A 21,666-nucleotide genomic window follows, 5' to 3' on the forward strand; every position below is an offset into this window, starting at 1 on the left:
GTTAGGCCTACGCTGAATTCAGGCGCGGAGTTGCGCGTCGCAGTGGCAGGAGCCAACCATGAAGGAGTACGAGGGATATAAGGTCCTCTACGAAGTGATCGCCATGCCGAAGGGCAAATGGGCCATCATGATCGAGGTCATTCATCGCGACAGCGGTGCGACCATTGCGCAGCGGCACAATCCGTTTCCCGTGCATGCATTCGATACGAAACTCGAAGCGCTCGATCAGGTGAATCGCCATATCGAAACGCTGATCGTCGAACACGATGCACGACAGCAGCGCATGGCATGACCCGCGAAATCCCCATCGCTGTGCAAATAACGATTGCATGAGCGATGGGTTTCAGTCATAATTGCTTTCTTCAGACGCGGGGTGGAGCAGTCTGGCAGCTCGTCGGGCTCATAACCCGAAGGTCGCAGGTTCAAATCCTGCCCCCGCAACCAATCCTCTGCAGAGTTTCTCTGCAGACGGCCGAAGTTAGTACTCAGCAGTAAATTCCCAGCAGTAAAAATCCCAGGCGCAAAGTTTATTTCGCCAGCGTTGCAGCTTTCGCAAACGTATCGCGCACGACCGCCTGACCTTCGCGTTCGGCAGCCTCCGCACGTTCGCGCAACCGTTGCGCAAGTACTTGCAGCGTGCCGGCATCCGCGCGTGAAGCCGCTTCGCGCATGATCTGCGCGAGCTCGCCACTCACGTCGGCGCCATCGAAGGCGCTGACGGAGAGTGCGGAAATCCGTTCGAGGAAATTGTTAACCAGCGCCTCATCGTGCTTCGGTTCAGACATGTTGCGGGCTCCTGAATGATGACGTGAGGGCGCTGAAAGCGGGGATCAGTCGCGCGGCGGCGGCAACTGTCCGGGATGGTAGACGGGGATGCGTCGTCGTGCGGGTTTCATGGCGCGCGCGGGCCACAGCACGTAGTTCGTATGCGGGTCCATCGGCTTGCCGAAATAGGACACCCACACCTGTACGCCGTGCTCGGTTTCCGAGACGATGGCAGCCACGGCACGTGCCGCGACGGATGGGGACTTCAACAGATCGGCCAGTGCTTCGACGCCCTGGACCACATGATGCTTCACCCCTCTGAACCACACGTATTGACGCATGGCAGCAAGAAAACTTTTGGTCATGAGTTGACTCGTTCTGTGTCTATGCGATGTTTGAGACCACAGCTTACACAACAAGTTGTGACGCTTTTGTAGGGTTGCGTCTGATTTTTTCCGTGCGCGCCCGATGCATCACTCGCAGCGGGTGTGGGTTGTCAAATTGACAAGCCCGAGACGTTGCATTACGTTCGATCACATCGGGGCCCAGCATGGAGGCATCGTGGCGATCGTCGCAAGTTCGGAGCCGTTGCAGGAGGCACGTCGTGCCCGCGGCAAGGCATTACGTCAGCACGCGCCGCGCGGGCTGCATGCGGAGGTCGGCCATGTCGACCGGGACCCCATCGGCCTGCTCAAGATCAATAGCGCGGGCCGTGTCGAGCGGCTGATCCCGCTACGCTACGGGCGCATGCTCGAGTCGCCGTTCGCATTCTTTCGCGGCAGCGCCATCCTGCAGGCGCACGACCTCGCCGGTACGCCCCATTCGGGCATCGTGCAGCAGATCTGCGGCGACTGCCACGTGGCCAACTTTGGTGGCTTTGCCACGCCCGAGCGTGCGCTGCTGCTCGACGTCAACGACTTCGACGAGACCAGCGAGGGCCCATGGGAATGGGACCTCAAGCGCCTGGTCGCGAGCTTCGTCGTGGCGGCACGCCATCTGCGCCATTCGCGCGCAACCGCCGACGCGCTCGTGCGACAAGTCACGTGCAGCTACCGCGATCGCATGGCGATGTACGGCGACATGGGTATTCTCGACACCTGGTATGACCACATCACGTTCGAACGCCTGCTGAACGAGGCGGACGATCCCGAAACGCAACGCAGGATTCGCCGCGGCATGGAGCGCGCGGCCGATCGCACGCATGTCGCGCTGCTGCCCAAGCTCGGCACGCAGGTCAACGGCCGCTGGCACATTCTCGACGCACCGCCCGCGGTCTTCCATGTGCGTGGCAACCAGACCCTGTTCGCGGCGGACGACGACTGGATGACATTCAAGAACGTCGATGCGGCCATCAACAAGTTCTATGCCGACTACCTGACCACGCTCGCGCCCGACCGGCGACAGTTGCTGTCGCATTTCACGCGGCACGACATCGCGTTCAAGGTGGTGGGCGTCGGCAGCGTCGGCACGCGCTGCCTGATCCAGCTGATGATCGACAGCCATGGCAAGCCGCTGTTCCTGCAGATCAAGGAAGCCGGGCAGTCGGTGGTGGCGCGCTATTTCAAGGCGGGTGCGAAGGCGCGGCATGCCACTGCGGGCAAGCGTGCGGCGAACGGTGCGGGCGCCGTGCACGAGGGCCGGCGCGTGGTGGAGGGCCAGCGTCTGATGCAGGCGGCGAGCGATCTGTTTCTGGGCTGGGCCAAGGGACCGTCAGGCCGGTGTTTCTATCTGCGCCAGCTGCGCGATATGAAACTGTCACCACAACTCGAGCTCATGGATGCAACGCTGCTGGGCAAATACGCGGCCGTGTGCGGCTGGGTACTGGCGCGCGCGCATGCGAAAGCGGGCGGACAGGCGGCCGAGATCAGTGGATATCTGGGTACCAGCGATCGCATGGCCGATGCGTTGGTCGCGTACGCAAACGTGTATGCGGACCAGGTGGAGCGCGATTACGCGCGCTTTGTGGACGTGTGCCGCAAGGGCGAACTGCCCGCGCGCAATGACGAGGACATGGCGGCGGAATTCAGAGTATGAGCAGGGTTTGAGCAGGGTGCGGGCAGGGGTAGTGATCACCGTTGGATGACAGGAGTTTGCCGATGACCGAGGAAATGCTGCTGCGATTGATGGCCGAAGTCGAGCGGGAGGATCCGATCGACTATGCGGACCTGCCGTTCAACGATGCAGGGCTGCGCGAGCTGGCGTGCCGGCTGATCGCCGCGCGCTCGCAGGAGATCGAGGCGTCCGGGATGTCGATGGACGCGTTGCTTGCCACATTGTGGGCGTCCACCGCCAAGCTCGTGCTCGAAAACATCGTGCTCAATGCCCGCCTGCTGACATTGCAGGGTGCGCCAGAGGATGCGCGCGCGCTGATCGACCGCATCGCCCGGCAGTCGCGCGACAATCCTTGAGCGAACGTGCCTTGATCTCGATCAAGGGTGCTGCTTGGTGCACACCGATGTGACACCGGTGCGGCACCGGCAGCATTTCGCTAAAATACCGGCTTTCGCCGGAGACGCCTGTCGGGCCGCGTCTCGCGGTGGCATGACTGGAGGATTCTCGGGTGATCAAGTGGATAATCGTCGCCGCCTATGCCGGCGCCATTCTGTACGTGCATTTGCGCGGCAAGGTTCGGTTGCCGTTCATGCGTCAGTTGCTGGACCACTCCGCCTTGGTTGCGCCGGTCAACTGCTTTATGTACATGTTCTCCGGCGTGCCGACCACGCCGTATATTCCGGTCGAACGCTTTCCGGATCTCGAAAAACTGCGCGCTGCCTGGCCACAGATTCGTGACGAGGGTATGGCGCTGATCGCCATGCGCAAGATCAAGGCCGCGGACAAGAACGACGACGCCGGTTTCAACTCGTTCTTCAAATACGGCTGGAAGCGGTTCTACCTCAAGTGGTACGAAGCCCAGCATCCGTCCGCGGAGACGCTGTGCCCGAACACCGTGGCGTTGCTGCGCGAACTCCCGACCGTGAAGGCGGCGATGTTCGCCGAGCTGCCGCCGGGCGGCAAGCTCAATCCGCACCGCGATCCGTTCGCGGGTTCGTTGCGCTATCACCTGGGCCTGTCGACGCCGAATGACGATCGCTGCTTTATCGAGGTCGACGGCGAGCGCCATAGCTGGCGCGATGGGCATGGCGTGGTGTTCGATGAAACGTATTTGCACTGGGCCGAGAACAAGAGCGAGACCGATCGTCTGATCCTGTTCTGCGATATCGAGCGTCCGATGCGTTATCGCTGGGCCGCGGCGTTCAATCACTGGATGGGCCGCAAGGTGATGACCGCAGCGAGTTCGCCCAATGACGAAGCCGACCAGACCGGCGCGATCAACAAGCTGTTCCGCTTCGTGTGGCTCGGCGGCCAGTATCGCCGCCGCTTCAAGTCGTGGAACCGGGGCCTGTATTACGTGACCAAGTTCGGCCTGATCATCGGCGGCGTCGCGCTGATCGTTTTCATCTGATCCAGTTCGATCAAACGTCGCCAGTCTGGCGACGTTCGTTGCCCATCGCCAGGTAGTACGCGCGCTTGGCCTCGTACATGCGCGCGTCGGCGATCTTGCAGGTGTCCGTCAGGCGTTCGCCCTGCACGCAGGTGGCGGCACCGATCGAGAACGATAGACGCACACCCGGGTAGAAGCTGTTGTTGAGCTCGATGACCTGCTCGATCTGCTCGACCACCGTCGCGGCCCCGCGCTCGTCGCGGCCGGGCAGCAGCACCATGAACTCGTCGCCGCCCGTGCGCGCGACGCACGCCTGTTCGCCGACCGCCTTCTTCAGTACCTCGCCCGTGCGGCGCAGCAGCGCGTCGCCGTCGCTGTGGCCGAACTGGTCGTTCACGACCTTGAGTCCGTTGAGATCCAATGCGATCACGCTGACCGGCCACGGTCCTTTGCGGCCGAGTCGCGCGAGCTCATCCTCGTAGTACGCGCGGTTGAACAGCTTGGTCAGCACATCGTGCTTGCCGAGGAACTCGACGTAGGCTTCGGCCTTTTTGCGCGCGGTGATATCGGTCAGCGAGACCAGCACCTGATCCCAGTCCGCTTCGTGACCCGGGAACACCGACCATTGCATGAACACATCGACGGCGCGGCCATCGAGCGCGTAGTTGATGACCTCGCGCTGCTGCCACAGCTTCTCGTGCCAGAGGTCGACGAGCTGTTCGGCAAAGTGGATGCGCATGTCGTCGCGAAACACATCGCCGAGCCGCGAGAGCAGGATCTCCTTGCTCGGCGCGCTGAACAGCGACAGCGTTTGCTGATTGACGTCGAGCACGCGGATTTCCTGCATGCAGCGCGTGACGAAGTCCGGATGCACGTTGAGGAACGTGCGGAAGTCCGTGATGCCCGCCGAGCGTACCTCGTCGAGCAGCATCTTGACCGCGCTGAAATCCTCCACCCATAGCGACACTGGCGAATGCTCGAACAGGCCGACCGCATACTGCTGGCTGCGGCGCAGGTCGCGCTCGGTGCGCACGCGTACCGTGATGTCCTCGATGGACAGCAGCACACGCGACCAGTCGGACTCGTGGCCGGGCAACACGCTGGCCTCGAGTCGAATGTCGAGCCGCTCGCCATCGAGCGTGTAGTTCACGGTCTGGCTCGAGAAATGATTGCCACCGTCCCAGAGCTGGCCCAGTTCCTCGACGTGCTGATCGAACATGTCGTCACGGAATACCGCGTCGAGATTGGCGACGAGGTCGTCGAAGTCTGCCGCGCGGAACAGCTTGAGCGTGCGGCGGTTGACCGCAGTTACGCGGATCAGTGCCGAGCAACGCGCCACTTCCACGGGATTGGCGCGCAGGTAGCCGCGCAGGTCGGTCACGCCGTCGGCGCGCAGCGCCTCGAATGCCTGGCGCACGGCGCTGAAGTCCTCGAGCCACAGCGAGACCGGCGCGAGCTCGAACAGGCTCTCGTAGTCGTTATCGAAAATAACGTCGGTGGTGGCGTTGATGTTGTGGTCGAGCGGCGTGGCAGCGCGTTCGCTTTGCAAATCTGTTCTCCCGGAATCCGCTGCGGCGGTCAGTCTGATCTAGCGCACTAGGATAGGCGAGCGCGCCACGCTTTGGGGAGAAAACTTGCAAGATCGATGCCTGCTTCCAACACTTCCGGACGCTTATCTCGCGTGTTGCCGGACAATTCCCGCGAGCGTGTCAAGCGCGCGTTCGATATCGTCGGAACGCGGGGCGCCGCAGTTCACGCGCAGATAGCGGTCGTAACGCGTGGAGTTCGAGAACATCGCACCCGGCAGCACGCGAATACCCTGCTGCAGCGCCTGATCGGCGACGCGCGCGGAGACCGGCGTTTGCGATGTTTCGCTCTCGCTCTCGGGCAATTCGATCCACAAGTGCATGCCGCCGCGTGGCAACGTCAGCCGTGTGCCCTCCGGAAACGTGCGCGCGATCCTGCCGGCCACCCATTCCCGTTGCGCGCGCAATTGCACGCGCAGGCGGCGCAGATGGCGTTCGAACGCGCCATCGTGCATGAAGTCGGCGGCGATGATCTGCGGCAGCAATTCGTTGGGCCGCGACATGTTGATCTTGAGCATTTCCACGCGCGCCTGCCACTTGCCCGCGGCCATCCAGCCGAGCCTCAGGCCCGGCGCCAGCACCTTGTTCAGCGACGCGCAGTAGATCACGTTGCCGGTGGTATCCCACGCCTTGGCGGCCGCGAGCGGCACCTCGTCGTCGGCGGTGGCGGAGAAGCAGTCGTCCTCGATCAGAGGCAGCGCACGGTCATCGCACCACGCCACGAGTCGCGCCTTGTTGGCGTCGGGCATGATGCAGCCGAGCGGGTTCTGCAGATTGGGCACCACCACCACGGCCTTGATATCGTCGTGCGTGCGCGCGGCGAGTTCGAGCGCTTCCAGCGAGATGCCGGTCTGCGAACTGCAAGGAATTTCCACCGCGCGCAGGCCCAGGCTTTCCAGTGTCTGCAGCAGGCCGTAATACGTCGGCGATTCCACCGCGACCGCATCGCCCGGTGCGGTGACCGCGCGCAATGCGATATGCAGGGCCTCGGTGCAGCCATAGGTGATGGCAATATCCTCCGGCGCGACGCGAATGCGCGCGCGCATCGCATGGCGCGCCACGGCCACGCGGAAGGGCGCATGACCGTCGGCCTGTACCACGTGACCGTACACGTCCGGATACCGGCGCAGCGCGCGCGCGGCGGCCGTGCGCAACGCATCGTTGGGATACAGCGCGGGCGCGCAGAACGCGCCGCCGAAGTCCATGCGGATCTCGTGACGCTGCCAGCTGGCCATGATCGACGAGATGCGCGCGTGAATGCCTTCGAACTGACCCGCCAGTTGATCCGCGTCCGGCAGCGTGAGATCGGGCTCGGCCAGCGGCCGCAAGGCCGGGCGCGCGGGCGCGCACACGAAGTAGCCGGAGCGCGGACGAGCTTCCAGCAGGCCCGCGGCCTCGAGCTCGCGGCACGCCTGCAGCGCGGTGGAGAGGCTTACCTCGTGCAGGCCCATCAGCGTGCGTACGGAGGGCATGCGATCTCCAGGCGCTAGCGTGCCGGCCGTGATGGCCTGACGGTAGCGGGCGGCGAGTTGCTGGTAGAGCGGAGCGGTCATGCTCGGGATGATCGGCGAAGGCGTCCGGCAGGAACAGATACAGATATGGCTTCACTGTATCGCAACAGAGAGGAATTTTCTGATCTGTTTCGGTTCAGTCCGTACGGCGTTGTGCCTGTTTCGCGGGCAGACGCGTCGGTACGCTGAGGTCCATGCATTCCACATTGGAGACCGCCATGGATCGGCACCCAAACACTTCCACGCAATCGATCGAGCTGGCCGCGGGCCACGTGCTGCGTACTTATCTTTCGCGCGGCGCAGTGCTACACGTGGCGGCCGGACGCGTCACCCTGGCCGGGGCGCCGGCATGGTTGAGCGGGACCCTGGTGCGGGCGCATCTGCGATTGGCGGAGGGCGCGACCGAGGTCGCCGCGGATGGCGGCTGGGTCACGATCGCGGCCGTGGGGCCGGCCTCGGTGCGATTGATTCGTCCGGCACCGCATCCGTGGTGGAGCTGGCTGATAAAATCGCGCCTTGGCCGTTCTGGACTCCTGCCGGGTAACTCCTGGCCACCAGACACACAGGCCGAAGTTTCATCAGGTCCCCATGCTACGACTCAGCGAATTAAAACTCCCGCTCGACCATGACGAGGGCGCGCTCGACGCCGCCGTGCGCGCCGCGCTCGCGCAGATCGGCGTCAGGCACGACGGTCTCGTCGGATTCACCGTGTTTCGCCGCGCGCACGATGCGCGCAAGCGTTCCGATATCAAGCTCACCTACATCATCGATATCGAGGTGGCGGACGAGGCCGCCGCGGTACGCCGCATGGCCGGCAAGCCGAACTGGAGCATCACGCCCGACATGACCTACCGCTTCGTGACGCAGGCGCCCGCGGGGGGCACCGCATCGCGACCGGTGGTGATCGGGCTGGGGCCGTGCGGACTGCTGGCGGGGCTGATCCTCGCGCAGATGGGGTTCCGGCCGATCATTCTCGAGCGCGGCAAGGAAGTGCGCGAGCGCACCAAGGACACGTTCGGGCTGTGGCGCAAGAATGTGCTGAACCCCGAGTCGAACGTGCAGTTCGGCGAAGGCGGCGCGGGCACATTCTCCGACGGCAAGCTGTACAGCCAGATCAAGGATCCGAAGCACCTGGGCCGCAAGGTGCTCGAGGAGTTCGTGCGCGCGGGCGCGCCCGAGGACATCCTGTACAAGGCGCGGCCGCATATCGGCACGTTCCGTCTGGTCAGCATGGTCGAGAAGATGCGCGCGGAGATGCTCGAGCTGGGCGCCGAGATTCGCTTCGAGACGCGCGTCGAGGACTTCGATATCGACAACGGCAAACTGCGCGGACTCAAGCTGTCCAGCGGCGATTACCTGCCGTGCGAGCACGTGGTGCTGGCTGTGGGCCATAGCGCGCGCGATACGTTCGAGGTGCTGCACGAGCGTGGCGTGTTCATGGAGGCCAAGCCGTTCTCGCTCGGCTTCCGCATCGAACACCCGCAGGGCATGATCAACCGCAGCCGCTTTGGCAAGTTCGCGGGCAACAAGCTGCTCGGCGCGGCCGACTACAAGGTCGTGCATCACTGCAGCAACGGCCGCGCGGTCTACAGCTTCTGCATGTGCCCGGGTGGCACCGTGGTGGCGGCGGCATCGGAGCCGGGGCGTCTGGTGACCAATGGCATGAGCCAGTATTACCGTGCCGAGCGCAACGCCAACGCGGGCATCGTGGTGGGCATTACGCCAGAGCGCGATTTTCCGGGCGGCCCGCTGGCGGGCATCGCGTTCCAGCGCAAGTGGGAAGAGCGTGCGTTCGAGCTGGGTGGCAGCGACTATCGCGCGCCGGCGCAGCTGGTGGGCGACTTCCTCGCGCGGCAGCCGTCGACATCGCTGGGCTCGGTGGAACCGTCGTACAAACCCGGCGTGACGCCGACCGACCTCAGCACGGCGCTGCCCGATTACGTGATCGACGCGATTCGCGAGGCGCTGCCCGAGATCGACAAGAAGGTCGCTGGCTTTGCCATGCACGATGCGGTGCTGACTGGCGTAGAGACGCGCACGTCGTCGCCACTGCGGATTCGCCGCGACGACAGCTATCAGAGCATCAACGTGAAGGGCCTGTATCCGGCCGGCGAAGGTGCCGGCTATGCGGGCGGCATCTACTCCGCGGCGATCGATGGCATCGAGGTGGCGGAAGCGGTGGCGCTGGCGATTGCCAACGGCACGTAATGCATCGCTTCAGGTATTGAGGTAGTCCGCCGCGCCCATGCCGGCCACGCGGCCGCTGGCGAAGCAGGCCGTCAGCAGATAGCCGCCGGTCGGCGCTTCCCAGTCGAGCATTTCTCCGGCGCAGAACACGCCGGGCAATGCCGCCAGCATCAGGCGATCGTTCATCGCCTCCAGGCGCACGCCGCCGGCCGAGCTGATGACTTCATCAATCGGCCGCGCGCGTTCCAGTCGCAACGGCAACGCCTTGATGGCGGCTGCCAGCGCGGCGGGATCGTGCATCGCTTCCTTCGACAATACTTCGCGCAGCAGGCCGGCCTTGACGCCGGTAATGCCGAGACGGCTTTGCAGATGGCTCGAGACCGAACGCGAGCCGCGCGGACGGCCGATCTCCTGCGCGACATACTCCGCCGAGCGTCCCGGCGCGAGGTCGAGTTCGACCATGACGTGACCCTCGGCTTCGATGCGATCGCGGATCGGCGCGGACAATGCGTACACGAGGCTGCCTTCGATGCCGAATTCGCTGATCACGAACTCGCCGACGCGCTGCAATGGCGTGCCATCGCCTGCCGTCAGCGACATCGTCACCGACTTCACCGGCTCGCCCGCATGCCGCGCGCGAAACACTTCGCTCCATGCAATCTCGAAGCCGCAGTTCGCGGGCCGCAGCGGTGCCACGTCGACGCCGTGTGTAGCAAGCATCGGCACCCATGCGCCATCGGAACCGAGACGCGCCCAACTGCCGCCACCGAGCGCAAGCACCACCGCGCGTGCATGAACGGTGGTTTCACCCGCGGCGGTGGCAAAGCGCAGCGCGTGCAGTCCATTGTCAGCGGTATCGAAACCCAGCCAGCGGTGACGCATATGAAAGCGCACGCCGGACTCACGCAGCCGATGCAGCCATGCACGCAGCAGTGGCGCGGCTTTCATGTCGGTAGGAAAGACGCGGCCCGAGCTGCCGACGAACGTGTCGATGCCATGCGCGTGCACCCACTCGCGCAACGACTGTGCGCCGAACGTGGCGAGCCACGGCGCGATGCTGTCGGCGCGGCTGCCATAGCGGCCCAGGAACGCTTCCGCGGCTTCCGCATGGGTGAGGTTCATGCCGCCCTTGCCGGCCATCAGGAACTTGCGGCCGACCGACGGCATGGCGTCGTACACATCCACACGCAGGCCCTCTGCCGCCAGCATTTCGGCAGCCATCAAGCCGGCCGGGCCGCCACCGATCACGATGGCATCGGCGTGGTCATGATCGGGAAGGGTGTGAGGAGCGGCAAACGACATGGAGGGCTGCGTGATTTGAGGGCCGCCCGATTATAGGCGTTGGTCAGTAGAATGGCGTTTTGTCGTGCTGCTCACCATGTCCTCACAAGCCTCAAACCCGTCAGATGCACAACGCGATGCCCAGCTCATCGAGGCCACGCGCCACTGGCTCACGCGCGCGGTCATCGGTCTGAACCTGTGTCCGTTCGCCAAGAGCGTGCACGTCAAGGATCAGGTGCGCTACGTGGTGAGCCGCGCCACCGATGAAGGCGCGTTGATCGACGACCTCGAGCGCGAACTGCGCTGGCTCGCGGAAGCCGATCCGGAGCAGACCGACACCACGCTGCTGATTCTGCCCGATGTGTTGCAGGACTTCCTCGCCTACAACGATTTCCTCTATCTGTCGGAGAGCCTGCTGCAAAGCCTGCGGCTCGACGGCGTGCTGCAGATTGCCAGCTTCCATCCGCAATACCAGTTCGAAGGCACCGAGCCCGACGATATCGAGAACTTCACCAACCGCTCACCGTGGCCGATCCTGCATCTGCTGCGCGAGGACAGTATCGAGCGCGCCGTGGAAGCTTTTCCGGATGCGGCGGATATCTACGAGCGCAACGAGGCCACCATGCGGAAGCTCGGCCTGGAAGGCTGGCGCAAGTGGATGGCCGGTGACGATCAGACCTGACGATCAGCGCTGAAATTCAGACCTGAGGCGCGGTAAAGAAGCGCTCGCGCATTTCCTGCAGGCCGAGCGTGTCCAGCACGTTCTCGAGCCGCTCGGCAGGGCGGCGGCGCGGCAGATCCTTGTATTGCGCGATGATCAACTCGTTCTTCATCGAGTGCTCCCAGCCCACAAGCTCGGTCACGCTGACCTGATAGCCGTGCGCTTCCAATTGCAGGCAGCGCAGCACGTTGGTCACCTGACTGCCGAACTCGCGCGTATGGATCGGATGCCGCCAGATTTCCGTAAGCGGATTGCCGGCCAGCTGCACGCCCTTGTTCTTGCGCAGCACCGCGGCCACTTCGGCCTGGCAGCAAGGGACCAGCACGATATGCCGCGCCTGCTTGGCGAGCGCGAAGCGAATCGCATCGTCAGTGGCCGTATTGCACGCGTGCAGCGCGGTGACGACATCCACCGTCTCCGGCAGCGCGGGTGAGGTGATGGAATCCGCTACCGACAGGTTGAGGAATGACATTCCGCCGAACCCGAGTCGCTGCGCGAGTTCCTGCGATGTGGCGACGAGTTCCTCACGCGTCTCGATACCGAAGATATGCGAGTCGTCCTGCAACGCCTTGAAGAACAGGTCGTAGAGGATAAAGCCCAGATACGACTTGCCGGCGCCGTGATCGACCAGCGACAGGCTGCCGCGCGCGTCCTTGACGTCCTGCAGCAGCGGCTCGATGAACTGGAACAGGTGATAGACCTGCTTGAGCTTGCGGCGGCTGTCCTGGTTCATCTTGCCGTCGCGCGTCAGGATGTGCAGCGCCTTGAGCAGCTCGAGGGACTGGCCCGGACGGATATCGTTGGGATCCGTCTGCGCGGAGGCGGCAGATGCGGTAGTGGTTTTGGCGGGCTTGGGGGATTTGGCTGGCATGGCGAGGCGGGAAAGCAAGGCCGACAGTTTACCGAACTCCCGTCCTGCGGGCTGGCTTCCCATGCAACCCCGATCATATGTGCGCAATAGTGCATTTAAATGTAAATCCCCACTTTGTAGGCTCAAGTTCACCTGACGCGCGCCGTTGTTCAAAGATCGAAGACAACTATTAGCCCGCGACAAGGTGGATCCCAGCGGAAGGGTCATGGGCCGACAGGCCGCACCGTCGCAGGCATGGCCGGAAAGAGAAGCGGGGACACATGATTGCCGACGGGGGTTTGCGTCTGGAATTGAGTCAGCCTGGCGAGCAGGTGCGCGCGTGTTTCGCGCCGGTGGCGGATCGCATGCCACCCGATCGTGCCGCGCTACAGGAGAGTCTCGAAGCCCAGGGCTGGAAGGACGCGCGGCTCGATGCCGACGCGGTGAACGCGTTCCTGACGCAATGTCAGCTCGCCGAGCATGAGATCGACGCCGTCATCGGCGCGCTGCACGATGGCGAGTTCGAACTCGAGGTTGCCGACGACAAGCTGGCGCTGCGGCTCACACTGGTAGCGCCCGAAGGCGGCAAGCCGATCGAACTCGAGGATATCCGCGCGGCCATTACTTCGCTGCAGATTGTCGCGCCGCTCGATATGCCGGCCATCACGAAAGCGCTCGCGACGGGCACCTGCGAGAACCTGGAGATCGCGCGCGGCACCGCGCCGGTGGCGGGCACGCCGGCCGTGTTCGCGAGCATGGTGCAGCCGCGCAAGCCCGCGCAGCTGGACGAAGACGACGGCCACTTCGACCTGCGCGACCTTGGCAGTCTGCTGCTGGTCAATCCCGGTACCGCGCTGATGCGCCGCACGCCCGCCATGCAGGGTCGTGATGGCGTAGACCTGTTCGGCAAGCCGATCGCGGCGGAGGTGGTGGAAGACGTCACGTTCGCCGACGACCTGACCGGCGTGGCCGCCGACCCTAATGATCCAAATCTGCTGCTCGCCGTCATCGCGGGCTCGCCAAAGGTCACGCCGCGCGGCGTGACCGTGAGCCCGGTCGTCGATGTGGAAGCGGTGGACCTGCATTCGGGCAACGTGACCTTCGATGGCTCGCTGCGCGTGTCCGGCGATGTGCGGACCGGCATGTCCGTCAAGGTGACCGGCGATGTGGTGGTCAACGGCACCATCGAGGCCGCGCACGTCGAGGCGGGTGGCGACGTAATCGTCAAGGGCGGCATCATCGGCAAGGCCGAGACCGCGCATGGCGACAGCGACGACATCGCGAGCGTGCGCAGCAAGGGCGCCGTGCATGCGCGCTATATCCAGAACGCGATCGTCGAGGCCGTGACCGAAGTGATCGTGGAAAGCGGCATTCGCCAGAGCGATGTCTCCGCCGGCGAGCGCGTGGTGGTGGGTACGCCCACCAGCCAGGGCAGCATCAGCGGTGGCCGCACGCGTGCGATGACCACCGTCAGCGTGGCCACGCTGGGCGCGCCGGCCGGCACCGCGACGACGGTGCAGGTGGGGCTCAACCCCTTCGCCGACGAGCAACGCACCGCGCTGGAGGCGCAGCGGCGCAAGGTGCTCGATGACCAGGCCAAGCTGCAGCAGCTCGTGGCGTTCTTCGCCAAGCATCCGGAACGTGCCACCGGCGAGGTTCGCGAGAAGGCGCGCGCGACGATGCACAAGATCAGCCGCGACCTGTTCGAACTCGAAGCCGAGATCGCGCGCATGACCGAGCAGATGAAGCCTGCCGCCGATGCGGTGATCGTGGCCGGCCGCCGCATTCACGGCGGCGTGACGCTACAGGTGGGTCACAAGGTGCTCAAGGTCATGGAAGACAAGTCCGGTGGCCAGGTGCGCGTGGTCGACGATCGCATTCAGGTGAATTGACGCGGCGCATCAACGGCAGTCACGTTACGGGCGCGGTGACACGTTACGTCAGTCGTAACGTAACGCGCGCGCGGATGGCCATCTCGTGGCACCCGTCGCGCGCGCGGCGAGCGCGCCATGGAAACGATCAAGACCGGTAGATCACAAGGGTTTGCGGGCGATGGCACCGCGCCATCGGCATGCGTGTGCCAGTGCCGAAAAGTGGCAATGCGGCTGGCACGGGGTTTGCGATATCTCTTCCGACAGACAAACAAAACGGGGAGATCAAACATGTCGACCATCGTCATCGAAGCGCATCCGCTGGTGCGCCTGGGCATGCAACGCATGCTGGAACGCATGCCTGGCGTGGGTGCCGTGCGGAGCCTGGAGCCCAATGCCGTGCTGAGCCTCGCGCATAGCTCGGACGATGCACTGGTCATCTTCGGCATGTCCGAGGATGCCACCGACAACTGGTACCTGCTGCGCCGTCTCCATCAGGCCCTGCCGAACGCTCGCATTCTGCTGCTGTCGGACAACATGTGGCTGCGTGTACCGTCGTCGCTGCAGAACTGCGGCGTGGCGGAGCACCTGCCGAAGTCCGCCGCGATCGAGCGCATGGAAGCGGCCATCCGCAACATGCTCGAGGACGACTACCTGCCGATGCCGCTGCCGGGCCGGCACACATGGCAATCGGTCCAGCACCAGTAAGCGTCAGCCTCGATGGCGTCGGCTACTGACGCCATGTCACGTGCGCGACGGCGGCGCAGGTCGCCATCGCGCCGGTCCACTTCCTCTGGGTCACGGTCTGGATCTGTTGCGCGGCGGGCACGGCGATCGGCCGCTGACGCCGTTCCGCGAGACTGTCGGCGATACTCGTAGCCACGGATCGGCAGCGCGTTTCCGCAGTGCTCCGGCGCAGCACGAAATCCGGATAGCGGTAGTTCATCGTCAGCATAAAACCATCGGCGACGTATTCCACCGTGTACTCGGTGGACATGTCCCACGTCGACATCTGGCGCGTGATATTCGTCGCGGCCGGTGGGGGCGGCGGCGGTGTCGTCGTGCTGCATGCCGCGGCCAACAGGCAGGCCGTTGCGGCCAGCGCCAATCTGATCTTCACTGCGGGGCTCCTCGGGCAGGGTTGTTTGCCATCAGCCCGGCATGGTAGCAGCAACGCCCCTACAGGTACTTGAGCGAGATGGTCGCCAGACCGTCGATCGGCACATCCTGGCTCAGGTCGGGCAGATCGCCGGTTTTGCCCAGTGCGAGCGTGACCTTGATCGGCTGCGTGATCAGATTGAACGTGCCCGGCAGACTCTCGCCCGGGGCTGCGCAGCCATGCAGTCGTACTCCCGGCTGCGCGGGCCCCTGTAATGAACTGATCCACGCGTTGCCGCCGTCCTGCGAATAGATGGCCGTCACGTTGCGGCCATCGGCCGTGGCCTGAACGCCGGCATTGGTGCCCAGCATGAGCGAATAGGCGCCGATGTTCTTGCCGCCCACCTCGCCCACACCGAACGTATAGCCCGGCGTGCCGATCAGTGCGGCGCTGGCGGCGTCATTGACGGTGCCGGAACGATTGTCGGTGGTGGTGATGGCAACCTTTGCACCCGGGTTGCAGGTAATGGTCAGCGTGACGATCCGCGCGGGCAGCACGGTGGGGGTTGTGGCGCTCAGCGCGCGCGCCGAGATGACACCAAAATCGGCGGTTGCGCCGCCGGACAGATCGGCATTGCATGCCGCCGGACGAATCATGCCTTTGACCGTGAGGTCCGCGGATTGCGCCGCGTGCGCGCCCAGCGGCACCAGGCACAACGCGGCGGAAGCGGTGACGACGAAGCGGGCGAGAGGCAAGCAGGCAAAGCGGCCATGAGCTGGCCGGAGAGTGGTTAAGCGCGTGTTCATGATTGTGCGGGGGCGGAAGCGTGGATGGCGATTGACGGAGGACGCCTTGATTCTCGTCGCCGATGCCGCCGCAATGAATCGCTGTTTCTTTAAAACAAACTTCAGATACTGCACAAACAAAAATGCCGCCTGGCGCAAACCAAGGCGGCATCGAAGGTTCGCCTCGCGCGTGCGCGAGGCGGCAAGTGCAAAATCACTTAACGACCATGTGCGTGAACGGCGGCACGTAGGCCTGCAGCGTTACGAAAAGTCCGACCAGAATCGCCAGCACGATGGAGTGGAAGAACACGTAGCGCAGGATGTCGCCTTCGTGCCCGTACCACTTGGTCGCGGTAGACGCGACCACGATCGACTGCGCATCGATCATCTTGCCCATCACGCCACCCGAGCTGTTGGCCGAGGCCATCAGAATCGGCGACAGACCCAGCTGTTCCGCGGTGGTCTTCTGCAGACCGCCGAACAGCACGTTGGACGCCGTGTCGGATCCGGTCAGCGCCACGCCGAGCCAGCCCAGCATGGTGCCGAACAGCGGGTAGAACACGCCGGTCTGCGCGAACGCGAGGCCAAGCGTCGCGTCCAGGCCCGAGTAACGCGTGAGATAGCCGATGCCGAACATCGCGCAGATCGTCAGCAACGAGTAGCGCGTGAGCTTGATGGTCTCCCAGTATTCCTTGAGCAGTCGCGGTACCGAATAGCCCATCAGCAGGCCGCCGACGATCGCCGAAACCAGAATGCCGGTACCGGCCATCGACAGCACGTTGAACGTGAACACGGCGCCTTCCGCGATTTCCTTCGGCACCACGGGCGGGCCCTTGATGATCGACTTGTCGAGGCCCGGAATCGGAAATTTCCACTGCCACAGCGCATCGACCGCCTTCTTGAATTCCGGGATACCCCATACAAATACGAAAACGGTAAGGATGATCCACGGCATCCATGCCTTGACGACCGAGATGCCGGCCGAGGCCGCGCTGGCTTTGGCATCCGCGGCAATGGCTTCCGGATTGTCGATCTTCGAGTCGTCGTGACGGCCGAGGATCCGGGTCGAAGTCCAGATCTCCTTCGGTTGCCAGATCTTGAGGAAGCCGGCGAGGCAGGCCATCGAGATCAGCGCGGAGATCACGTCCACCAGCCACGGGCCATGGAAGTTCGACACCAGGAACTGCGGAATCGCGAAGCTGACGCCGGCCACGAGAATCGCGGGCCAGATTGCCAGCATGCCGCGGAAGCCCGCGAACGCCCAGATCAGCCAGAACGGCACCAGCACCGAGAAGAACGGCAACTGGCGGCCGATCATCGCGGACAGCTGGAGCTGGTCGATGCCGGTCACCGACGACAGACCGATGATCGGTGCGCCCAGCGCGCCGAAGGCCACGGGCGCCGTATTGGCGATGAGCGCAAGGCCCGAGGCTGCCAGCGGCGAGAAGCCGAGGCCGATCAGGATGGCGCCGGTCACCGCGACGGGCGTGCCGAAGCCAGCCGCGCCCTCGAAGAACGCACCAAAGCTGAAGGCGACCATCAGCAATTGCAGCCGGCGATCTTCGGTAATGCCCGAGATCGAGTTCTGTAACACCTTGAATGACCCGTTCAAGGTAGTTAGCCGGTGCAGGAAGATGATGTTCAGCACGATCCAGCCGATCGGGAACAACCCGGCCACGATACCGAACCCGGCCGCCTTACCGGCCATCTCGACGGGCATGCCAAACACGAACGCGGCCACCACGATGCCGACGATCAGCGCAAGGCCGGCGGCGAAGTGAGCCTGCAGATGGAAAAATGCGAGCGCCGCGAGCAACACGGCAACAGGGACCGCCGCGGCAATGGTCGACAGCGCCATATTGCCTAGCGGGTCATAGACTTGACTCCACACGATGACTCCTCCTCTGGTGTAGGCGGCCGCCTTGCCTCTATGGGCTCGTGCAACCGTTCTGCCACGTGCGGCGACCGCCGCTTGTATGGCAAATGTCGGATTTTAAGGAGCGGGCTGTCGCGCGCTACCCAAATTCCCGTCATCGACTTCGTGAAACGGATTCAGGGAACAGGGTTTGCTCGGGGGGTGAGGGCAGCGCGACGCCCGTCCGGGGACCCTACGCGAGGGTACTCCTCAAACGCGCGTTCGAATTTCAGTGGTGCAGGTTGGCGAGGGATTACTTCAGCGGCAGTTCGAGGATGCCGGTGGCTGCGGGACGGGCGCGCATGGCGGCGAGCCAGCGCTCGAGGTGGGGACGCTCCGCATGCGGCACCGGCGTGCCGAACCAGCGATGCGCGGCGCAGGCGAGCGAGATATCGGCCATCGTGAAGCGATCGCCGCCGATGAAATCCTTGCCTTCGAGCGCGGCATCGAGCATGGCCGCGAGCGGCTCCGTGCGGGCGCACGAGGCTGCGATGACGGCTTCGTCTCGCGCTTCGGCCGGCGCGCGCACGAGGTTCAGAAAGGCCGGGCCCATCGCGGGACTGAAGGCGGTGGTCTGCCAGTCCATCCAGCGATCGGCGGAGGCACGCGCCTTGACGTCGGCCGGCCATAACGTGCCTTCGCCATAGCGCGCGCACAGATAGCGCACGATGGCGTTCGACTCCCACAGCACGAACGGCTCACCACCGACGTCGGTGCCGCGGAAGTCTTCGATCACGGGGATCAGGCGATTCGGATTGAGCCGGACGTAGGCTTCCGTATCGAGCTCGCCGCGCACATGGCCGATATCGATGCGTTCGTGGTCCAGATGGAGTTCACGCGCGCACCAGACCACCTTCTGGACGTTGATCGACGACAGCCGGCCCCAGATGCGCAGCATCCCCTGGCCCTGGCCATCGTCGGTTGCGAGGTCCGATCGTGACATGTGCGAGATCCTCAGGCCGCGCGTACCTGCGGTGCGGCGTTGGCGATCGCTTCGCGGAACAGCTCGCCGAGGATCGTCACGCCTTGCTCGATCCGTTCCTGCGAGACCGTCACGAACGCGAGGCGCAGCGTGTTCTTGCGCGGGGCGCCCGCGTAGAACGGCGCACCCGGCACGTAGGCCACGTTGCGGCGCACGGCTTCCTCGAGGATCTTCATGCTGTCCAGACCTTCGGGCAGCTCGACCCAGATGAACATGCCGCCTTCGGGACGATTCCACGTGACACCCGCGGGCATATGGCGCGTCAGCGCATCGAGCATGAACTCGCACTGCTTGCCGTAGAGGTCGCGGATGGTCGGGATATGGCGCTCGAGCAGGCCATCGCGCACGGTCTCGTACGCAAGGCGTTGCGTGAAGCTCGGCGTGTGCAGGTCCGAGGCCTGCTTGGCCTGGCACAGCTTGAAATGCAGGTCCGGCGGAGCGATGACGAAGCCGAGGCGCAGGCCGGGTGCGAGGATCTTCGAGAACGAGCCCATGTAGATCACGCCATCGGGATTCATCGACAGCAGTGTCGGCAAGTGGTCGCCGGTGTAGCTGAGTTCACCGTACGGATCGTCTTCGACGATAAGGAGATCCAGTTCCTTCGCGCGCGCGACCAGTGCCTGGCGGCGCTCGAGCGGCAGGCGGCGGCCGGTCGGGTTCTGGAAGTTCGGCAGCGCGTACAGGAAGCGCGCGCCAGCGGTCAGTTCCGGCGTGAGCGCATCGGGCAGCAGGCCGCGCTCGTCGGTCGGCATCGATACGAACTCGGGTTCGAACAGCGAGAAGGCCTGCAGTGCGCCCAGGTAGCTCGGCGTTTCCACCAGCACCGGGCTGCCCGGATCGATCATGACCTTCGCGATCAGGTCGAGCGCCTGCTGCGAGCCGGTGGTGATCAGCACGCGCTCCACCCCCACGTTGTAGCGCTTCGCCACGAACTCGCGCAGCGGCAGGTAGCCTTCGGTCGAGGCGTACTGCAGCGCGGCCTGCGGATTATCGGCGAATACACGGGCTACCGCGGCTTCCATTGCCGCTACCGGGAACGACGCCGGAGAGGGCAGGCCGCCGGCGAAGGAAATGACTTCCGGACGCTCGGTGACCTTGAGGATTTCGCGGATGGCCGAGCTGGTCAGTTGCTGTGCCCGGCGGGAGATAGCCCATTTCATGATGTGTCTCTATTGGTCGTGGGGGTGAATCGTGTGAGGGTGCTACGTTATTGCACTTCGACAATCATTTCGATCTCGACGCATGCGCCGAGCGGAATCTGTGCCACGCCGAACGCGCTGCGCGCATGCTTGCCCTTCTCGCCGAACACTTCGACGAGGAACTCCGAGCAGCCGTTGGTGACCAGATGCTGCTCGGTGAACTCCAGCGTGGAGTTGACCAGGCTCATCACCTTGACGATGCGCGTGACGCGGTTCAGGTCGCCAACATGGCCATGCAGGGTGGCGAGCAGGTCGATCGCGATCGCGCGCGCGGCGGCCTTGCCGGTTTCGGTATCGACGTCCTTGCCGAGCTTGCCAACCCAGGGCTTGCCGTCCTTCTTGGCGATATGGCCCGACAGGAAGACCGTGTTGCCGGTCTGCGCGGCCATTACGTAGGCGGCGGCCGGTGCGCCGGCGGTGGGCAGTTCCACGCCGAGGCGCGAAAGGGTGTCATAGACGGACATGCATTCTCCTTCAGTGAAAACGTCCCGGGACGGTCGGGCGGGTGTTCAGGCGGGTGTTCGCGGTGGCCCCAACCGAGGTGCCTCCTACAGCCGCCCGTCGGCCCAGCGCCACCACGGCGATGACCGCGATCGCAAATCCGACCGTCGCGGCGTCGAGCGGCTCGCCCAGAATCAGTGCGCCACCCGCGAGTGTGAGAAACGGTTGCAGCAATTGTATCTGGCCGACGCGGGCCACGCCGCCTTTTGCCAGACCGGCGTACCAGAACAGGAAGCCGATGAACATCGAGAACACGGAAACATAGGCCATGCCGAGCCATGCGCGCGGCGATGCCACGGCGATGGCGTCGGCCTGATGGTGCGTGAGCCACGCCACCACAGGGACCAGCAGCGGCAGCGACACCACCAGCGCCCAGCTGATCGTTTCGAGCCCACCGAGTTCGCGCGATAGCTTGCCGCCTTCGGCATAACCGAGCGCGCCCAGCACCACGGCCGCAAACAGATACCAGTCCGCATGCTGGAGGCCGCCCGCGCCCTGCCACAGCGCGAAGCCGACCACGAGCGCGCTACCCGCCAGTGCGGACAGCCAGAAGGCGAACGATGGACGTTCCTGCCCGAACCACGCGGCGAACACGGCGGTGGCCAGCGGCAGCAGGCCGATCACGATGGCGCCGTGCGCGGCAGGCACTTCGCGCATCGCCAGCGAGGAAAACACCGGAAAGCCGACCACCACGCCGATTGCGGTGACGATCAGCCGCAGCCATTGCCGGCCCTGCGGCCGGCGTTCCGCGGAGAGCGCGCCGCGCAGTGCCAGCAGGCCAAGCGCGAGCACGGCGGCGATGACCGCGCGCCCCAGCGCGACGAATAGCGCATCGAACTCGGCCACCGCCATACGCGTGAACGGCAGCGTCTGGCTGAAGATGGCCACGCCGATCAGTCCCAGCAGCATGCCGCCGCCGTTGGGGCTGTGGGTGGGGGTGCGTTGCGTCATGACGGGTCTCCGCTGTTCTT

At 64.5% G+C, this 21,666-nt stretch carries 21 protein-coding genes and 1 tRNA gene; 9 read left to right on the forward strand and 13 right to left on the reverse strand.

Annotation, left to right across the window (positions count from 1 at the left end):
* Positions 1-58: 58 nt before the first annotated feature.
* A complete protein-coding gene (locus LDO41_RS00435) occupies positions 59-292 on the forward strand; it encodes a hypothetical protein (RefSeq protein ID WP_223980463.1) in 234 nt (77 codons plus the stop codon).
* 75 nt (positions 293-367) lie between these two features.
* Positions 368-444: transfer RNA gene (locus tag LDO41_RS00440), tRNA-Met, on the forward strand.
* 83 nt (positions 445-527) lie between these two features.
* On the opposite strand, the gene LDO41_RS00445 is transcribed toward LDO41_RS00440, so the two are convergent.
* Positions 528-785 (reverse strand): hypothetical protein, encoded by a 258-nt coding sequence (locus LDO41_RS00445; protein WP_223980465.1) that lies wholly within the window; start codon positions 783-785, stop codon positions 528-530.
* Between the two features lie 45 nt (positions 786-830).
* Positions 831-1,130: a hypothetical protein gene (locus LDO41_RS00450; RefSeq protein WP_223980467.1), complete on the reverse strand. Its 300-nt coding sequence runs from the start codon at positions 1,128-1,130 to the stop codon at positions 831-833.
* A 103-nt stretch (positions 1,131-1,233) separates the two neighbouring features.
* Between LDO41_RS00450 and LDO41_RS00455 the strand changes: the two genes are divergently transcribed.
* From LDO41_RS00455 to lpxO, 3 genes are all read left to right on the forward strand, one after another.
* Positions 1,234-2,799 (forward strand): DUF2252 domain-containing protein, encoded by a 1,566-nt coding sequence (locus LDO41_RS00455; protein ID WP_377740934.1) that lies wholly within the window; start codon positions 1,234-1,236, stop codon positions 2,797-2,799.
* A 62-nt stretch (positions 2,800-2,861) separates the two neighbouring features.
* The gene (locus LDO41_RS00460; RefSeq protein WP_223980472.1) at positions 2,862-3,173 is read left to right on the forward strand and encodes a hypothetical protein; all 312 of its coding nucleotides are present in this window, start codon (positions 2,862-2,864) and stop codon (positions 3,171-3,173) included.
* 152 nt (positions 3,174-3,325) lie between these two features.
* A complete protein-coding gene (lpxO, locus tag LDO41_RS00465) occupies positions 3,326-4,228 on the forward strand; it encodes a lipid A hydroxylase LpxO (RefSeq protein ID WP_223980475.1) in 903 nt (300 codons plus the stop codon).
* Between the two features lie 10 nt (positions 4,229-4,238).
* On the opposite strand, the gene LDO41_RS00470 is transcribed toward lpxO, so the two are convergent.
* On the reverse strand, positions 4,239-5,717 hold the full coding sequence (locus LDO41_RS00470) for a sensor domain-containing diguanylate cyclase (protein ID WP_223982298.1): 1,479 nt from the start codon (positions 5,715-5,717) through the stop codon (positions 4,239-4,241).
* 162 nt (positions 5,718-5,879) lie between these two features.
* Positions 5,880-7,346 (reverse strand): aminotransferase-like domain-containing protein, encoded by a 1,467-nt coding sequence (locus LDO41_RS00475; protein WP_223980478.1) that lies wholly within the window; start codon positions 7,344-7,346, stop codon positions 5,880-5,882.
* A gap of 546 nt (positions 7,347-7,892) precedes the next feature.
* Between LDO41_RS00475 and LDO41_RS00480 the strand changes: the two genes are divergently transcribed.
* Positions 7,893-9,512 carry an NAD(P)/FAD-dependent oxidoreductase gene (locus tag LDO41_RS00480; RefSeq protein WP_223980480.1) on the forward strand — a complete coding sequence of 540 codons (1,620 nt, stop codon included), beginning with the start codon at positions 7,893-7,895 and terminating at the stop codon, positions 9,510-9,512.
* A gap of 9 nt (positions 9,513-9,521) precedes the next feature.
* On the opposite strand, the gene LDO41_RS00485 is transcribed toward LDO41_RS00480, so the two are convergent.
* Positions 9,522-10,793 carry a TIGR03862 family flavoprotein gene (locus LDO41_RS00485; RefSeq protein ID WP_223980482.1) on the reverse strand — a complete coding sequence of 424 codons (1,272 nt, stop codon included), beginning with the start codon at positions 10,791-10,793 and terminating at the stop codon, positions 9,522-9,524.
* A 76-nt stretch (positions 10,794-10,869) separates the two neighbouring features.
* On the opposite strand from LDO41_RS00485, the gene LDO41_RS00490 reads away from it, so the two are divergent.
* Entirely contained in the window at positions 10,870-11,454 is a 585-nt protein-coding gene (locus tag LDO41_RS00490) for a DUF1415 domain-containing protein (protein ID WP_223980484.1), read from the forward strand.
* 16 nt (positions 11,455-11,470) lie between these two features.
* Here the strand turns inward: LDO41_RS00490 and LDO41_RS00495 are convergent, their stop codons facing one another.
* Positions 11,471-12,364 (reverse strand): class I SAM-dependent methyltransferase, encoded by an 894-nt coding sequence (locus LDO41_RS00495; RefSeq protein ID WP_223980486.1) that lies wholly within the window; start codon positions 12,362-12,364, stop codon positions 11,471-11,473.
* A gap of 260 nt (positions 12,365-12,624) precedes the next feature.
* Between LDO41_RS00495 and LDO41_RS00500 the strand changes: the two genes are divergently transcribed.
* Positions 12,625-14,235 carry a DUF342 domain-containing protein gene (locus LDO41_RS00500; protein WP_223980488.1) on the forward strand — a complete coding sequence of 537 codons (1,611 nt, stop codon included), beginning with the start codon at positions 12,625-12,627 and terminating at the stop codon, positions 14,233-14,235.
* 270 nt (positions 14,236-14,505) lie between these two features.
* Entirely contained in the window at positions 14,506-14,922 is a 417-nt protein-coding gene (locus LDO41_RS00505) for a response regulator (protein WP_223980491.1), read from the forward strand.
* A gap of 22 nt (positions 14,923-14,944) precedes the next feature.
* Here the strand turns inward: LDO41_RS00505 and LDO41_RS00510 are convergent, their stop codons facing one another.
* The 7 genes from LDO41_RS00510 to LDO41_RS00540 form a co-directional block, all read right to left on the reverse strand.
* Positions 14,945-15,334 (reverse strand): hypothetical protein, encoded by a 390-nt coding sequence (locus LDO41_RS00510; RefSeq protein ID WP_223980493.1) that lies wholly within the window; start codon positions 15,332-15,334, stop codon positions 14,945-14,947.
* A gap of 59 nt (positions 15,335-15,393) precedes the next feature.
* On the reverse strand, positions 15,394-16,119 hold the full coding sequence (locus LDO41_RS00515; protein ID WP_223980495.1) for a DUF1120 domain-containing protein: 726 nt from the start codon (positions 16,117-16,119) through the stop codon (positions 15,394-15,396).
* A 193-nt stretch (positions 16,120-16,312) separates the two neighbouring features.
* Positions 16,313-17,989 (reverse strand): L-lactate permease, encoded by a 1,677-nt coding sequence (locus tag LDO41_RS00520; RefSeq protein WP_223980497.1) that lies wholly within the window; start codon positions 17,987-17,989, stop codon positions 16,313-16,315.
* Between the two features lie 277 nt (positions 17,990-18,266).
* The gene (locus LDO41_RS00525; protein WP_223982300.1) at positions 18,267-18,911 is read right to left on the reverse strand and encodes a glutathione S-transferase family protein; all 645 of its coding nucleotides are present in this window, start codon (positions 18,909-18,911) and stop codon (positions 18,267-18,269) included.
* A gap of 56 nt (positions 18,912-18,967) precedes the next feature.
* A complete protein-coding gene (locus LDO41_RS00530) occupies positions 18,968-20,155 on the reverse strand; it encodes an aminotransferase-like domain-containing protein (RefSeq protein WP_223980500.1) in 1,188 nt (395 codons plus the stop codon).
* Positions 20,156-20,202: 47 nt separating this feature from the next.
* Positions 20,203-20,658, reverse strand: a complete 456-nt coding sequence (locus LDO41_RS00535) for a RidA family protein (protein ID WP_223980502.1) — start codon at positions 20,656-20,658, stop codon at positions 20,203-20,205.
* A gap of 10 nt (positions 20,659-20,668) precedes the next feature.
* Positions 20,669-21,646 (reverse strand): DMT family transporter, encoded by a 978-nt coding sequence (locus tag LDO41_RS00540; protein ID WP_223980504.1) that lies wholly within the window; start codon positions 21,644-21,646, stop codon positions 20,669-20,671.
* Positions 21,647-21,666 lie beyond the last annotated feature (20 nt).

It is taken from the genome of Cupriavidus pampae, assembly GCF_914271485.1.
In the GTDB taxonomy this organism is placed as follows: Bacteria; Pseudomonadota; Gammaproteobacteria; order Burkholderiales; family Burkholderiaceae; genus Cupriavidus; species Cupriavidus pampae.